The sequence below is a fragment of the Bacillus sp. S2(2019) genome (genome assembly GCF_005144805.1).
GTDB classification, from domain to species: Bacteria; Bacillota; Bacilli; order Bacillales; family Bacillaceae; genus Bacillus; species Bacillus altitudinis.
Map to the genome: position 1 here is coordinate 637923 of NZ_SWFL01000003.1, position 15816 is coordinate 653738.

Here is a 15816-nt window from a genome sequence, read left to right on the forward strand (position 1 = left end):
ATGCTATAATTTACCTGAATGTCTATGGGGAAGGGGTACTTCAGATGAAGAAAAGACGATTTTTCATACGGACGGGCATTCTCCTCGTGATGCTTGCTGCACTATGTTATACGATGTATAACTCAGTATTTGCCAAACAGGATCAAGTCAAAGAAGGATCTATTGCGCCTAACTTTGTCCTTCAATCGGTAGATGGGGAACGGATTGAATTAAAGGACTTAAAAGGCAAAGGCGTCTTTCTCAATTTTTGGGGTACATGGTGCGGTCCATGTAAGCAGGAATTCCCTTATATGGCAAATCAGTATGAAGTGTTCAAGGATCGCGGTGTCGAAATTGTTGCCGTGAATGTGGGGGAATCCAATATTGCTGTGAAGAACTTTATGGATGCTTATGGCGTGAATTTTCCTGTTGCCATGGACAAAGATCGTCAAGTGACAGAGGCATATGATATTACGCCGCTGCCAACCACATTTTTAATTAATCCTGAAGGCAAAGTAATCAAAGTCATAAAGGGAACGATGACAGAACGTAATGTCTATGAATATATGAATTTGATTAAACCAAAGGGGTCATAGAATGAAAGAGGTAAAGTGCGAGTGTGGACATATTAATCCAATCGGTACTGTTCTATGTGAATCATGCGGGAATCCCATTGCAGCAAAAGAGAAAAATTCATCAAAGCTGCTTGATATGAGATATGACGGCAGTGCAAGACGCTCGCAAACATACAACAAAACGATTGTTGATAAAGTATGGAACTTTTTTTCTTCCGTAAAAGTGGGTGTGTGGCTCATTGTCATCACACTGTTAGCTTCTTCGCTAGGAACTATTTTTCCGCAGGAGCGGTTTATTCCGCCAGGTGCATCAGCTTCCACTTATTATGAGGAGCAGTATGGGTCGTTTGGCAAGTTATATTACATCCTTGGATTCCATGATCTTTATAATTCTTGGTGGTTTTTAGCCCTTGTCGCATCTATCGGAATTTCCCTTGTGATTTGCAGCCTTGATCGAGTGATTCCACTTTATCGTGCACTCAAAAATCAAGGGGTTGTCAAAAAAGAAGGCTTTATGAGAAGGCAGCGTCTTTTCAGCGAAACAAACAAAACATTAGATCAACATACATATGAAGGCATCGTTAGTAAGATGAAACGAAAGCGTTACCGCGTACGAGAAGAAGATGGACATATTTTAGCTGAAAAAGGCCGCTTTTCCCGCTGGGGACCTTACGTCAATCATATTGGATTAATTATATTTCTCATTGGATCCATGCTCCGGTTTGTCCCAGGAATGTACGTGGATGAAACATTATGGGTAAGAGAAGGCGAAACGGCACCAATCCCAGGGACGGGAGGCCAATACTTCTTAAAGAATAATGCGTTTTCAATTGATCGCTATGAATCTGAAAAAGAAAAAGAAGTCTTTGAAAATGCGATTGAAAAGGCTGGCGATGGTCAAGTCGTCAAAAGTTATAAAACCGATGCCGTTTTATACAAACGTGAAGGGGAAGTTGTATTTGGTGAAAAGCCCAAGCTAAAGCAGGTAACAGAACACGATATTAAAGTGAATGAACCGCTTAAGTTTGACAATTTCTCATTATATCAAGTGGATTTTAAACAAAATGAACTCGATCAAATGGTCTTTCAGCTGATTCGAAAAGATACTGAGAAATCTTTCGGAACAGTGAAGATTAATCTGCTGGAGCCTAAGTCAGAATATGATCTTGGTAGCGGTTACAAAGTCAAGGTGATGAGTTATTTGCCTGATTTTTATTTTGACGAAGATGGCACACCTAGTACGAAAACGAGGAATCCAAATAATCCTGCGTTCGTCTTTGAAATGATCTCTCCTGAAAAACCAAAAGGTGAAAAAAGCTTTGTCGCAATTCAAGAGACAGTAGAGGGTTCTGATAACAATCTTTATAAAATGAAATTTGACCGGGTTGAAACAAAAAACGTGACAGGTTTAACGGTTCGAAAAGACTTAACACTCGGGGTACTTATTATTGGCGGAATCATCTTTATGATTGGTGTCGTACAAGGGATGTACTGGCAGCATAGAAGAATCTGGCTGTCGGCAAAGGATGGAAAAGTATTTGTGGCAGGACATACAAACAAAAACTGGTTCGGCTTAAAGTCTGATCTTAAGGTGTTGCTGCACGGCAGTGGCATCAAACAGCCAGTGGATCAAAAAGAACTGCCTGATACAACAAGTATCAGCAAAAGCAAGGGGGAAGGGTTAGATGGCGGCAGTCAGTGAAAACCTGTTATTTGCAGCTTTTCTATTTTATTTAGCGGCAGTTCCTTTTTTTGGAGGGGCCATTAAAGGAAAAAAGAAAGAAGAGGGTCCGCGCAAAAATAAGGCGGCACTTATCGGCATAACGCTCACCATCATTGGTTTTTTGAGTCAATTTGGCTATTTTATTTCAAGGTGGATCGCGTCTGGTCACGCACCAGTCAGTAATCTGTTTGAATTCACCACAGCCTTTGGCATGATGCTGGTGCTCGCATTTATTATTTTATATTTTGTCTATCAAGTGTCTGTGCTAGGTTTATTCACACTTCCAATCGCTTTATTAATCATTGCTTATGCAAGCATGTTTCCATCGGATATTTCACCGCTGATTCCTTCGCTTCAAAGTAATTGGCTATATATTCACGTCACGACAGCAGCGCTTGGTCAAGCCATTTTAGCGATCAGTTTTGTGGCAGGTGTGATTTTTCTTTTGAAGCATGTCGATCAAACAAAACCGGGGAAGAAAACCTTTGGCTTAGAGCTGGTCATGTTTATGATTGTGGTCACCCTTGTATTTATCGCTGTCACGTCCATCTTTAGAATGACAGGGTATGAAGCGAAATTTAATTGGGTAGATAAAAATAAAGAAGAGAGCGTCATGGTCTATGAGCTTCCTGCTTTAGTAGGACCTCATAAAGGAGAACTTATCACAAAAGATCGTTTAGAGCCTGTAGTTGATCTGCCGCCTGTTTTTTCAGGTAGAAAGGTGAATACAGTGCTGTGGTCATTTGGCGTTGGGCTGATTATTTATGGACTGCTAAGATTGATCATTCGCAAACGACTAAGTGCGCTGCTTCAGCCGCTCGTAAGACAGGTGAATCTCGATTTAGTCGATGAAATTGGATACAGGGCTGTTTCCATTGGTTTCCCTGTATTTGCGTTAGGCGGTCTTATTTTTGCGATGATCTGGGCACAAATTGCATGGACGAGATTCTGGGGATGGGACCCGAAGGAAGTATGGGCTTTAATTACATTTTTATTTTACGCCGCCTATCTCCACCTTCGGTTATCACGAGGCTGGCATGGTGAAAAGTCCGCTTGGCTTGCTGTAATCGGATTTGCGATCATTATGTTTAACCTTATCTTTGTCAACCTAGTGATTGCGGGGCTTCATTCTTACGCGTAATCGCATGAAAAAGGCCAACTTTTATGATTCGATTCGGCTTTTTGTTAAAATGTATGTAACAACGGAGAAAGCAGGAGGATTGTCTAATGGAACACACAACTCAAACGAAAATATTAGTCGTCGATGATGAGGCAAGAATTCGTCGCCTTTTAAAAATGTATTTAGAACGGGAAAATTATGAAATTGATGAAGCGGAAAATGGGGATGAGGCCATTCAAAAAGGACTTCAAACCGATTATGACCTCATTTTGCTTGATTTAATGATGCCTGGGACAGATGGGATCGAAGTGTGTAATCAAATTCGAGATAAAAAAGCCACACCAATTATTATGCTGACAGCAAAAGGTGAGGAAGCCAACCGTGTGCAAGGTTTTGAGGCAGGAACGGATGATTATATCGTCAAACCTTTCAGTCCGCGTGAAGTGGTTCTTCGTGTGAAAGCACTGTTAAGAAGATCGTCTCAAACGTCATATCTCAATACTGGAACAACCACAAAAGATGTTCTTGTGTTTTCTCATCTATCCATTGATCATGATGCACACCGGGTCACAGCAGATGGAAAAGAAGTCAGCCTCACGCCGAAGGAATACGAACTTTTGTACTTCTTGGCAAAAACGCCGGATAAGGTCTATGACAGGGAAAAGCTTCTCAAAGAAGTGTGGCAGTATGAATTCTTTGGGGATCTGAGAACAGTGGATACCCACGTCAAAAGGCTTCGCGAAAAACTAAATAAAGTGTCACCTGAAGCAGCGAAAAAAATCGTGACAGTATGGGGTGTCGGGTACAAATTTGAGGTCGGCACTGAATGAAGCTGTGGAAAAGTGTCGTAGGAAAGCTATGGTTAACCATTCTTTTCCTCGTGCTCATTGTTTTATCGATTTTAACTGTGCTTCTTTTAGAATTCATTGAGAACTACCATGTCGAAGAAGCAAAGTCTGATTTAACACAAATGGCCAACAAAGTAGCAGTCATTTTAGAAAGCCATGAGGATCAATCGCTTGCAAGGTCGATTACATCAGAACTAGCTGATAAATTGACAAGTATCGCGATTGTTCAAGAGGATGGACTAGAATGGTATTCGTCTGAAAAAGGCGGGAAGCTTCCTGCGATCACAAAAGAACAAATTGAAGCAGACAAAGATTTGAACAAAGCACTGACAGAACGAAAAAAAATCAGTAAACGAGCTGAATCTGATACAGGCAATCAGAAGGATGAACGCATTGTAGTAGGTGTTCCTTACGAGGCGAACGGAAAGAAAGGGATGGTCTTTCTTTCTCAATCCCTCCTTGCTGTAGAGCAGACAACAAAACATACGACGCGTTATATCTTCCTCGCAGCCGGAATTGCGATTGTGCTGACGACAATTTTCGCTTTCTTCTTATCCACTCGTGTCACCTATCCTCTCAGAAAGATGAGAGAGGGAGCACAAGATTTGGCGAAAGGAAAATTTGATACAAAGATTCCTATTTTAACGCAAGACGAAATTGGGGAACTGGCGATCGCCTTTAATCAAATGGGCAAGCAGCTTAAATTTCATATAACCGCTTTAAATCAAGAAAAAGAACATTTGTCCAACATTCTGAGCAGTATGGCAGACGGTGTCATCACGATCAATATTGATGGAACGATCCTCATGACAAACCCTCCTGCAGAAAGATTCTTGCAGGCTTGGTATTACGAGCAAAATATGAAGATCAAAGATGGGGATGAACTGCCGCCAGAAGCGCGTGAATTGTTTCATACTGCCGTCAGTACGGAAAAAGAGCAAATGATCGAAGTCACGCTGCAAGGGCGTACTTGGGTTCTTCTTATGTCTCCGCTTTATAACCAGCAAGATGTCAGAGGGGCGGTTGCGGTACTTCGCGATATGACAGAAGAGAGAAGACTGGATAAGCTAAGAAAAGACTTCATTGCAAATGTCAGTCATGAACTCCGTACACCTATTGCTATGCTGCAGGGCTATAGTGAAGCGATTGTCGATGACATTGCCGGATCAGAAGAGGAAAAGAAAGAGATTGCCCAAATTATCTATGATGAATCACTTCGAATGGGGCGTCTTGTGAATGATCTTCTCGATCTCGCACGTATGGAAGCTGGTCATATTACACTGAATCTTGAATCAACTGATACAGAAGAGCTGACTGAAAAAATCTACCGTAAATTCCTTGGAATTGCGAAAGAAAAACAAATCAACCTGACATATGAAATTCAAGTAGAAGAACCGTATTTTGTATTTGATCCAGATAAAATAGAACAGGTTTTTACAAATCTCATCGACAATGCCATTCGTCATACACCAGAAGGCGGAGAAGTTCACTTCTCAGTTCAATCGGTGGAAAATGGGCTCAAGATGGATGTGAAAGATTCGGGAAGCGGCATTCCTGAAGAGGATCTCCCATTTATTTTTGAACGGTTCTATAAAGCAGATAAAGCAAGAACAAGAGGACGTTCCGGTACGGGGCTGGGCCTTGCGATTGTGAAGAACATCGTAGAAGCGCATCAAGGCTCCATTCATGCACATAGTAAAGCTGGAACAGGTACTCACTTCACTTTCTATATTCCGAAAAAAAAGCAGGAACTCGTCTAATCTTGACGAAGAATCTTGTTACATGAGAAACACTTCTTTTCGAAAGAAAATGAAGTGTTTTTTCTATTTTCATATTTTTAAGGAGAAGTTAAACAAAAAGCCCTTTCCAAATTGTCGATCTTGTAATATATTTGTCATAAAGTTGTAATGTAACGTTTTGTGAGAGTCACTCGACAAAAATAAGTGAACGGAGGGGTTTCCTATGCATGAAACCTTTCAAAAAATATATGATTCGTACCATCAAGATTTGTACCAATTTTTATTTTATATGGTAAAAGATAAAAATCAGGCAGAGGATCTCGTGCAGGAGGTTTACATTCGGGTACTTCACTCATATAAAACTTTTGAAGGAAGAAGCAGCGAGAAAACATGGCTGTTTTCAATTGCAAGGCATGTGGCAATTGACTGGTTTCGCAAACAGCAAACCATCAGACAACGGGTGCTCGGCACGTTTGATTGGGATAAACAGGATGTAAAAGATCCAGACCTGCTCCCAGATGAATTGGCTGTACAGGATGAAAATATCAAAGAAATTTATGCCGCACTTGATCATTGCACCATTGATCAACGAGCCGTCATCATTTTAAGGTTTATCCAAGGCTACTCAATCATGGAGACGGCCAAGGCGCTAAAGTTCTCGGAAAGCAAAGTCAAAACAACGCAGCACCGAGGCCTGAAAGTGCTCCGAAAACATATGGAGCTTTTGAAGGAGGAGCTAGTGAATGAAAACGAACAGGTCCAATTGGAGCGAAGAACGAATTAAAGTATTACTCAGTCAGCTTCCAAAGGTGGAGGACAACCGTTCATCTAAGCAGATTTACCAGCAAATGCTGATGGCAAGCGGGAAGAAAAAGAAAAGTGCCAGATGGATCGGTCCAGCGGTCGCAACCGTTGTGGTCTTATTTATGGCGTTTTTGATTTCTCCTCATTTATTTCAGCCGGCTGCTCAAGATATAAAGAAAGTGAAAATGGACTCGAGTGCTGAAAAAGGACAGGTGAATGCTACATTAGAGGCGGTAAAAAACACAAATGATCCTTCATATGTTGCTTATGCATCTGACAAAGAAAAGTATATGACGATTTCATACATAGATGAATCGACTTCTCAAGTTGTCCCAATCAGTATTCAAAAAGAAAATAAGCATGACGATGTGCAGGCGCTTCTTGATACATATGAAAAACTGGAGCTGCCTGAAATGACAAAACCTCTTCAAGCCTATATGGATATGGTGGATGTGAGTGAAAAAGGGGATACACTGATTTTTCAGCTGAAAAATGATTTGTCTCTTGATACATTAAAAGAAGCCAACCGTTTTAAAGACATGGTAAAAGAAACGTTAAAATGGAGCCAATATAAACAAGTACAGGTCAAGTCTGTCAATGGCTCGCACCTTCAATTAGGGACGAATGGCCGTCTAGGTACCATTTCAATTAATAAACAAACAAAGCACGCTTACTACGTTTTAGAAAATAAGAGCGGGACATTTTTGGTGCCCTCAAAAGATGATTATCCTTCTTATAAAGATGCGGTAGAGGCGATGAAGCGGGCGAATGATGCAGGACTCGATCCACTCATTAAAGAAGAGCCTATTAAAAAAGTGACATCAAAAGGTAAACATGCAACCATCACGTTTGGAGCATCAGCACAATTAACGGACTCAATTGATCATATTTTACTTATTGAAGGGCTGCTGCTCACAGCGAAAGATTTCGGTTTTACAGATGTCACGATACAAAATGCAGGAACAGATCAAGTAGGCCCATATGAATTAAAAGAACCGCTAGAGGTACCGGCACTGCCAAACCCAGTTGTTATCAAAGAACGCTAAAGAACGCTAAAGAACGCTAAAGGACGCAACTTATTGCGTTCTTTTTTCATGTATAGAAAAGGGCTTCCTTGAGGTATACTAAGCTGTCATGAAAAGAACTTCAAAGAAGGGAAGTCACTGATGAAAAGGTATTGCTACATATGTGCTAGCTGTTTCTTGTTCTTGACCTTATCACCGTTTGCCCATGCAGAGAAAACAACCGAGTGGGTGGAACCAATCAAAGGTGAAGTCACTGATTTGTTTGGGACAAGAGGTGGTTCGCATAAGGGGTTAGACATTGCTGCACCAGAAGGAGAATCCATTTTTGCTGCAAGCGAAGGTGTGGTTACTCGTTCCTATGTATCTGCTACTTATGGAGAAGTTGTATTTATTCGGCATCCAAATGGATATGAAACCGTCTATGCGCATTTAAATGCGCGTTTTGTAAAGAATGGTAACCATGTACAAACAGGGCAGCCGATCGGCATCATAGGCAACACAGGCGCTTCTAGGGGCACTCATTTGCATTTTGAGGTGCACAGGGGGAATTGGTCAGTTAGTAAAGAAGATGCAGTAGATCCGCTCACAATCATTGCAAGAGATCGTTTCCAAGAGCCAGCCCTTCATGTAGATGGATATGAGAAACATACATATGTCATACAACGAGGGGACACGCTCTGGTCCATTGCTAAAGCACATCAAATGACCGTTGATCAATTGAAGAAAATCAATGCACTGACAACGCATCTCATACGGACAGGTGAACGTTTAATCGTTTCAACAAAATAAACCTCATGCAAAAGCATGAGGTTTACCATTTTTTTATAGGTCAATCAGACGTACAGAAAGAATATCGCTCACTTTAGTTAACGTTTGGACAATTTCATCTTCAAGGTGCTTGTCAAAAGAAAGCATCATGATGGCTTCGCCGCCTTTTTCTTTACGGCCTACTTGCATTGTCGCAATGTTCACATCGTGGTCGCCTAAAATCTTTCCAACTTGACCGATCACACCAGGTGCGTCAGTATGCTGAATATAGACAAGGTGCCCATCTGGGTAAAAGTCAATATTGAAACCATTAATAGAAACGACACGTTCACCTAGATGCGGGATATACGTTGCTTTTAATGTAAAGGTGGAAAGGTCACCTTTGACTTCAATGGAAATGCTGTTCTCATAGCCAGATTCGCTTGAAGAAATTTTCTCGCTAAAGCTAATGCCGCGTTCTTTTGCCACCATACCAGCATTGACTTCATTTACAGTCGAATCGACACGCTCTTTCAAAAAGCCAGAAAGCAGACTTTTTGTAATAAATGATGTTTCGAGTTTTGCGATAGATCCTTCATATGAAATGCTGACTTCTTTTACAGGTTCTCTCATCGATTGAGAAACAAGACGTCCAAGTTTTCCTGCAAATTGATGATAAGGCTGGATTTTTTTGAACTCGTCTTTTGTCATCGCTGGTAGATTAATAGATGACATGACCGGGAGTCCTTTTGCAAATTGAAGAACTTCTTCAGAGACTTGTGCCGCCACATTTAATTGTGCTTCTTTTGTAGATGCACCAAGATGCGGAGTGGCAATGACGTTTGGATGATCCACAAGTGGATTCTCAGTAGGTGGTTCTACTTCAAATACATCGAGTGCAGCCCCTGCGACATGACCATTTTCAAGTGCTTCAAGAAGGTCTCGTTCGTCAATGATACCGCCGCGTGCACAGTTCACTAGACGAACACCTTTTTTCGTTTTTGCGATTGTTTCTTTATTGAGAAGTCCTCTAGTTTCTTTTGTTAAAGGTGTATGTACCGTAATAATATCTGATACTTCAAGCACTTCATCAAGTGATTTTGCATTGACACCAATTTTTTCGGCACGTTCTTTTGTGAGGAAAGGGTCAAATACGTTGACGGTCATGCCAAATGCTCTTGCACGCTGGGCGATTTCACTTCCAATTCTGCCTAAGCCAACAATCCCAAGAGATTTTCCGTAAAGCTCAGCACCGACATATGCGCCTCTGTTCCATTCTTTTGATTTCACAGAAATATTGGCTTGAGGAATATGACGCATGAGAGATGAGATCATCGCAAACGTATGCTCTGCCGTTGAAATCGTATTCCCATTTGGCGCATTGATGACAATCACACCATGTTTTGTTGCTTCATCAATGTCAATGTTGTCGACTCCCACACCGGCACGACCAACAATTTTTAATGAAGTCATTTTTTCATAAAGTTCTTTTGTCACTTTTGTGGCACTTCTGACAAGTAAGGCATCAAACGTGTGTAATTCATCTTCTGCTTCTGTTACATTTTTTTGAACAATTTCAACAAAATCTGATTCTAATAGTGGTAAAAGACCATCATTGCTCATCTTATCTGAGACTAATACTCGAAACATCGTAAGATTTCCTCCTAAAATAAACGTCATAAATATCTGATAATTTACCATATTCCTTTTCACTGTGTCAATCAAATTAAAGCAGTAAAGCGAAAAAGAAAACACGAACATTTTTTAGTGTCTTGATCAAGAATGGACACCTTTAAACAAAAGATACCCAATTTTTACGCATTTGTCATTATAAATTTTAGGTTTTTTGCGATTTCTTAAAACTGATGAATTTGCTCAGGATTTTTATCTGTACAAATGCTCATATATCATATATAATGATGTCGAATTGAATAATGATCAATCTTCGGGGCAGGGTGTAATTCCCTACCGGCGGTGATGAGGCATAGTCTCTAAGCCCGCGAGCCTTTTTTGGCAGGATTCGGTGTGATTCCGAAGCCGACAGTATAGTCTGGATGGGAGAAGATGGAGGTTCGTAAACGTTGAAAACATGTCTGTTTATACGTTTATTTGTGTAGCCTAAATTTCCCGCTCCTGTGTATGTATTCAGAGCGGTTTTTTTGTGGCTAAAATTGAACAATCCTCTTTTCGAAAGATTTGATCGAAAAGGAGAGAGAATATTGAATCAAAGTAAAGTAAAACGTTTAGTTGTCATCAGCATGCTTAGCAGTATCGCATTTGTATTAATGTTATTGAATTTCCCTTTCCCTGGGCTGCCTGGGTATTTAAAAATTGATTTTAGTGATATTCCTGCGATTATTGCGATTTTAATTTATGGGCCAGGTGCTGGGATTGCTGTTGAAGCTTTAAAGAATCTACTGCACTACCTCATTCATGGTAGCATGTCCGGTGTGCCTGTGGATCAAGTAGCGAATTTTACAGCAGGTGTACTATTCATCTTACCGGTGGCTTTTATTTTTAAAAAGATTAAATCAGCAAGAGGGTTAGCATGGTCCATGATCCTCGGAACATTACTCATGACAGTCATGATGAGCATCTTAAACTATTTCTTGTTCCTTCCTGCTTATACATGGTTTTTGAATGCACCCGTCCTGTCAGATCATGTGCTAAAGGCAACCATTACAGCAGGGATCTTGCCTTTTAACCTGATTAAAGGAATCATCATCACCATCGTCTTTAGTTTCATTTTTGTCAAAATGCGTCCATGGTTTGAAAATAAACGCCGACTTCAAAATAGTTAATATAAAAAAAGCCCCTTTTAAAGGGGCTTTTATCCTATTCATGCTTAAGTGGATCACCATCGAAAGTTTCGTCCGCAACTTTGATTGAGTCAGTTGGGCAACCTTCAAATGCATCAAGCATATCTTCTTCAAGTACTTCTGGAACTTCTACAGTCCCCTGATTGTCATCAAGCGTGACAAATGCAATGCCTTCATCATCATAATCATAAATGTCTGGAGCAGCTGCACCGCATGCGCCGCAAGCAATACATGTGTCTTTGTCTACAATTGTATATTTTGCCATGTTAAAAAAATACCTCCCAGATTGTTCGATGGAACAAATGGTTTAACCTTTTTAGTTTCACCGATAAAAAACCAATTTCCTCAAACCTTATTGTAATGATTTTAAATTCACATTTCAACTGTAAAGTGATTGAGAATGCTTATCACATAAGGGTTTGTTCATAACTTTCCCCCATTAATTGAGTTTAAACATTTCTTCTTCAATGAAATCTGTTAAAATAAAGGGAGAAAATATTCGAATTTTGTCAGGAAGACAGGTGCTTTGGTCAATGACGATTCATTACTTGGATGTCATGTTGATGGACAGCGTACATAAATTGAACGGCGAACGCTCCATTAGTGCTGTCTACCATCTTTTTAAAGGAAAAAAATCATCACAAACGATACAGGATGCAAGTTTATTTCAGCTTTCTAGCTACTTCGGCTGCTATCCAGCTTTTACGAGGGATCAGTTGGACCGCTCTGTACAAAGGCTAAAAGAGCAGCACTTCATCAGAAAGACAGGGGATACATTCATTGCCACAGATGCAGGAATAAGTATGGTCAGGCAGTGTTTCACTGAAAAACCGATGCCAGTTTATTTTAATGGTGCCAAGTATCATGATAAAGCAAAGGTGTTATGGATGAGGCTGTCTTTACTTGTGCAGGTCCTTTCACATCATGCAGCGGGGTCACAACACTATGTGCCGATTCAAAGAGATATATCGGTTCAAAACTGGACAAAATCCTTCTTCTCGCAATATCACCAGAAGAAAAAGCTTTCTGAAGATATCCATCATGAGCTTGAAACACTTCTTGCTCATTTAACTGATCAAGAGGCACTGCTTTTTGTTTATTCATTGACTTCCAATGAAAGAATCGGACGGACATACCAGCAAATGGCGGAATGGATGAAAGAAGATGTATGGTATGTTTACTTGCTTTTTTGGAATGTGCTCCATTATTTTATTCAATGTGCGCAAAAAGGTGAGGCGCCGATCATCCAGCGAATGATAGATGATCTTCAATTCAAACGTGTGCTGACCACCTCTACCCATAAAACGCTTGAGCTTGTACAAAAAGGGTTCAGTATTGATCAAATTGCTCATATTCGTTCATTAAAAAAAGCGACAATTGAAGATCATATTGTGGAGCTCTCGATACATGAGCCGAGCTTCTCGATCGAACCATATGTCAGCAGTGAAGCTCAAAAGGCGATACATGAGGTAGCCGGTCAGCTCCAAACCAACAAGATGAAGCTGATCAAAGAAAGTCTCGAGCATTCATTTACTTATTTTCAAATACGATTGGCATTGACAAGGATGGTGAAAGCAAATGGATAAGCTTCATCAGACGCTGATGCGATATTTTGGTTATGATGCCTTCAAAACAGGTCAGGAGGACATTATTCGAAGTGTACTTCAACAAAAAGATACGGTTGCCATGCTTCCTACTGGTGGCGGGAAGTCCCTTTGTTATCAAATTCCGGGCTATTTGACAGACGGGTTAGTGCTGATCATTTCACCTCTTTTATCACTCATGGAAGATCAAGTGGAACGCATGAAAATGCGCGGTGAAAAGCGAGTGGCTGCGCTTAACAGTACACTGTCTTTTCAAGAAAGAAGACATATTATTCGGCATTTGCCATCATATAAATTTTTATTTGTCGCACCTGAGGCGCTTATGTCAGAGGTATTGGTAGAGCAGCTCAAAGCGATGCATGTGGGTCTATTCGTTGTAGATGAAGCTCACTGTATATCGGAATGGGGACATGATTTCCGCCCGGAATACTCCAAGCTTGGAGAATGGAGAGAAGCGCTCGGCAATCCTGTCGCCTTAGCACTAACGGCAACTGCGACGAAACAAACCTTAAAAGATACTGTGCAAACGTTGCGGCTAGAGCATCCAGATGTTCATATTCATTCAGTCAACCGGCCGAATATTGCTCTATTAAAAGAGGCGCATGAAACGAAAGAAGCAAAAGAGAAACGAGCACTTGAGCTTGTGGAAGCCCTTCAAGGGCCTGGGCTGATTTATTGTCCGACCCGGCAAATGACAGAAGATATTTCACGTTTGGTGAAACAAAAAACGCATCAGCGTGTAGAGTTTTATCATGGCGGAATGGAGTCAGGGGACCGCATGCTGATCCAGCAGCAATTTATCAGTGGTCAAATTGATCTCATTTGCTGTACAAGTGCTTTTGGAATGGGAATTGATAAAGCAAATATACGCTTTGTGATTCATATGAGTCCGCCTCAGTCAATTGAAGCATTTATGCAGGAAATTGGAAGAGCTGGACGGGATGGAAAAAAAAGTGTGAGCGTTCTTTTATATACAGAAGAGGATGCGGATATTCAAAGTCATTTGATTCAAGCAGAAGGTTTTGATGATCCAGAAATTGATTTTTTCTTAGCTCGAGTATCACAAATGCCGATCAATGATGAAAAAAAATTACGTGAACAATTGATGGAAGCAGGGCTTCAGGAGACGCGCGCGCGAATGCTCTCGCATTATTACACGATGTACCAAACTGAACAGCCCCGTTTACTCATGAAGAAGCTGAAAGAAAAGCTGCAGGATAGACAAACAGAAAAGCTAAAAAAAGTGTGGCAGTTTAAAGAGCATATCACTGGCCATCGCTGCTTTAGGCAATCTCTGTTATCATACTTTGATGAGCAGCTTGATCTAACGGAGGACGCTTCCTTTGGGAACTGCTGCTCTTCATGCGGACTTGACCTGTCTGATTACGAAAAAAAAGATCAACCATTGGAGCTGAATGAAATGAAACACTGGAAGACCGAGCTGGATCGTCTATTTCATCTGACAAAAGAGGCGCAGCATTGATTGAACAACATCGCCGTATTATTGAAAAATTAACCGATCGACAAGTAGTAGAACAGTTGTATTTTACACAGCTGCTCATGCTGATTGTCTCTTTTTTACTAGGGATGTTTATGTTTGATCATTGGACTGATTTTACAGCCCTATGGCAGATCCGAGATATGCGTATCCTGACTTACGGAATTGGCGGCGCTTTGCTTGTGATTATTGTCGACGCTATTGTCATGAAGGTGTTTCCGGCTCATATGTATGATGATGGCGGATTAAATGAAAAAATGTTCAAAAACCGCAGCATCCCGCATATTGTTTGGTTAACGCTGCTCATTGCCTTTTCAGAAGAAATTTTATTTCGCGGGATCGTTCAGCAGCAATTTGGACTGGAGATTGCAAGCATTGTGTTTGCACTTCTTCACTTTCGCTACTTGTCAAAAATACTCTTGTTTATCCTTGTGGTTTCTATTAGTATTTTTTTAGGACTTTTATACGAGTGGACAGGAAATTTATTCGTTCCTGTCATGACACACTTTGTCATTGACCTAGTCTTTGCATGTCAAATTCGTTTTAAATATTGGGGGAGGGATGAACATGGAAGAAATGTCGAGAATGAAGAGAAAAAAACAGCAGCTGACAAACATCCATGATGATGATGTAGAGGAAAATCTTGAAGAAGAAAAAGTGCATCCTTCAGATGACTCTCACTTTCCTACACGAGAAGATTTTCATGAATATAAAAAGCAGCGAACCAAAAAGGTGCGTAATCCATTGTTTACGACACTGGCTATTATCTTTCCTATTATTGTCGTCACGGTTTTCTTCCTGTTGATTTATTACACATCAAAGGAAATTAACGATAACAACAATCAAGGTGTTTATATTGATAAAACATCGAGTGCTGACACAGATCCAGTCCCGTCAGCACTTGTTGAAACAAAAAATGATTCAAGCGCTGACAAAGCGGATGCGTCTGATGATGAGAAGAAAAAGAAAGATGCTGATAAAGAAAAGCAGCGTTCAAAAGAAAAAGCAGAGCAAAAGAAAAAAGAACAAGCCGCTAAAGAGAAGGCTGAGCGTGAAAAGGCCGAAGCTGCAAAAAAGCGTGAGCAGCAACAGCTCGCTCTTCAAAAACAGCAGGAAGAGAAAAAGCGAAAAGAAGCAGAAGAGAAGAAGAAGCAGGAAGAAAAACCTGTTCGTGTCGTGCAGCATACTGTTGGACCAGAGGAAAACTTGTATCGAATTTCCATGAAGTATTATCAAAACCGATCAGGGGAAGAGAAAATTCGAGCTTACAATCATTTAAAAGGAAATAGCGTGTACAGCGGACAAGTATTGAATATCCCATTAGAAAATTAATAT

General features: G+C 40.6%; 15 protein-coding genes and 1 riboswitch. Of the genes, 13 read left to right on the forward strand and 2 right to left on the reverse strand.

The genetic code is table 11. The features are described from left to right. The first annotated feature begins 44 nt into the window (after positions 1-44). The 8 genes from resA to FBF75_RS13595 all read left to right on the forward strand — a co-directional run bounded on the left by resA (position 45) and on the right by FBF75_RS13595 (position 8602). Positions 45-575, forward strand: a complete 531-nt coding sequence (resA, locus tag FBF75_RS13560; RefSeq protein ID WP_008344474.1) for a thiol-disulfide oxidoreductase ResA — start codon at positions 45-47, stop codon at positions 573-575. A gap of 1 nt (position 576) precedes the next feature. After that, positions 577-2256, forward strand: coding sequence for a cytochrome c biogenesis protein ResB (gene resB / locus FBF75_RS13565; protein ID WP_136944833.1), 1680 nt, complete (start codon positions 577-579; stop codon positions 2254-2256). Next, a complete protein-coding gene (ccsB, locus tag FBF75_RS13570; protein WP_060832421.1) occupies positions 2240-3418 on the forward strand; it encodes a c-type cytochrome biogenesis protein CcsB in 1179 nt (392 codons plus the stop codon). Before resB ends, ccsB begins: the two co-directional genes overlap by 17 nt. 86 nt (positions 3419-3504) lie before the next feature. Then, positions 3505-4227 (forward strand): response regulator transcription factor, encoded by a 723-nt coding sequence (locus FBF75_RS13575; RefSeq protein ID WP_017359777.1) that lies wholly within the window; start codon positions 3505-3507, stop codon positions 4225-4227. Beyond that, positions 4224-6005: an ATP-binding protein gene (locus FBF75_RS13580; protein ID WP_017359776.1), complete on the forward strand. Its 1782-nt coding sequence runs from the start codon at positions 4224-4226 to the stop codon at positions 6003-6005. Before FBF75_RS13575 ends, FBF75_RS13580 begins: the two co-directional genes overlap by 4 nt. A gap of 202 nt (positions 6006-6207) precedes the next feature. Continuing rightward, a complete protein-coding gene (gene sigX / locus FBF75_RS13585; RefSeq protein WP_007501006.1) occupies positions 6208-6768 on the forward strand; it encodes an RNA polymerase sigma factor SigX in 561 nt (186 codons plus the stop codon). Further along, complete coding sequence (locus FBF75_RS13590; RefSeq protein ID WP_060832420.1) at positions 6728-7834, forward strand: hypothetical protein; 1107 nt, start codon at positions 6728-6730, stop codon at positions 7832-7834. The genes sigX and FBF75_RS13590 overlap by 41 nt, the downstream gene beginning before the upstream one ends. 120 nt (positions 7835-7954) lie before the next feature. Then, positions 7955-8602: a M23 family metallopeptidase gene (locus FBF75_RS13595; RefSeq protein ID WP_136944834.1), complete on the forward strand. Its 648-nt coding sequence runs from the start codon at positions 7955-7957 to the stop codon at positions 8600-8602. 33 nt (positions 8603-8635) lie between these two features. Here FBF75_RS13595 and serA read toward each other — a convergent pair whose 3' ends face one another. After that, a complete protein-coding gene (gene serA, locus FBF75_RS13600; RefSeq protein WP_008344488.1) occupies positions 8636-10210 on the reverse strand; it encodes a phosphoglycerate dehydrogenase in 1575 nt (524 codons plus the stop codon). A 287-nt stretch (positions 10211-10497) separates the two neighbouring features. After that, positions 10498-10630, forward strand: a riboswitch (FMN riboswitch). Positions 10631-10779: 149 nt separating this feature from the next. On the opposite strand from serA, the gene FBF75_RS13605 reads away from it, so the two are divergent. After that, positions 10780-11361, forward strand: a complete 582-nt coding sequence (locus tag FBF75_RS13605; RefSeq protein ID WP_008344490.1) for an ECF transporter S component — start codon at positions 10780-10782, stop codon at positions 11359-11361. Positions 11362-11395: 34 nt separating this feature from the next. Here the strand turns inward: FBF75_RS13605 and FBF75_RS13610 are convergent, their stop codons facing one another. Next, on the reverse strand, positions 11396-11644 hold the full coding sequence (locus FBF75_RS13610) for a ferredoxin (RefSeq protein WP_008344492.1): 249 nt from the start codon (positions 11642-11644) through the stop codon (positions 11396-11398). A 268-nt stretch (positions 11645-11912) separates the two neighbouring features. Between FBF75_RS13610 and FBF75_RS13615 the strand changes: the two genes are divergently transcribed. Genes FBF75_RS13615 through FBF75_RS13630 form a run of 4 tightly spaced genes read left to right on the forward strand, consistent with a single transcriptional unit; the run spans position 11913 to position 15813 of the window. Beyond that, positions 11913-12965 carry a YpbB family protein gene (locus FBF75_RS13615; RefSeq protein ID WP_136944835.1) on the forward strand — a complete coding sequence of 351 codons (1053 nt, stop codon included), beginning with the start codon at positions 11913-11915 and terminating at the stop codon, positions 12963-12965. Then, positions 12958-14466 (forward strand): RecQ family ATP-dependent DNA helicase, encoded by a 1509-nt coding sequence (locus tag FBF75_RS13620; protein WP_136944836.1) that lies wholly within the window; start codon positions 12958-12960, stop codon positions 14464-14466. Before FBF75_RS13615 ends, FBF75_RS13620 begins: the two co-directional genes overlap by 8 nt. Further along, positions 14463-15104: a CPBP family intramembrane glutamic endopeptidase gene (locus FBF75_RS13625; protein ID WP_136944837.1), complete on the forward strand. Its 642-nt coding sequence runs from the start codon at positions 14463-14465 to the stop codon at positions 15102-15104. The genes FBF75_RS13620 and FBF75_RS13625 overlap by 4 nt, the downstream gene beginning before the upstream one ends. Continuing rightward, on the forward strand, positions 15049-15813 hold the full coding sequence (locus tag FBF75_RS13630) for a LysM peptidoglycan-binding domain-containing protein (RefSeq protein WP_019744027.1): 765 nt from the start codon (positions 15049-15051) through the stop codon (positions 15811-15813). The genes FBF75_RS13625 and FBF75_RS13630 overlap by 56 nt, the downstream gene beginning before the upstream one ends. The last annotated feature ends 3 nt before the right edge of the window (positions 15814-15816 follow it).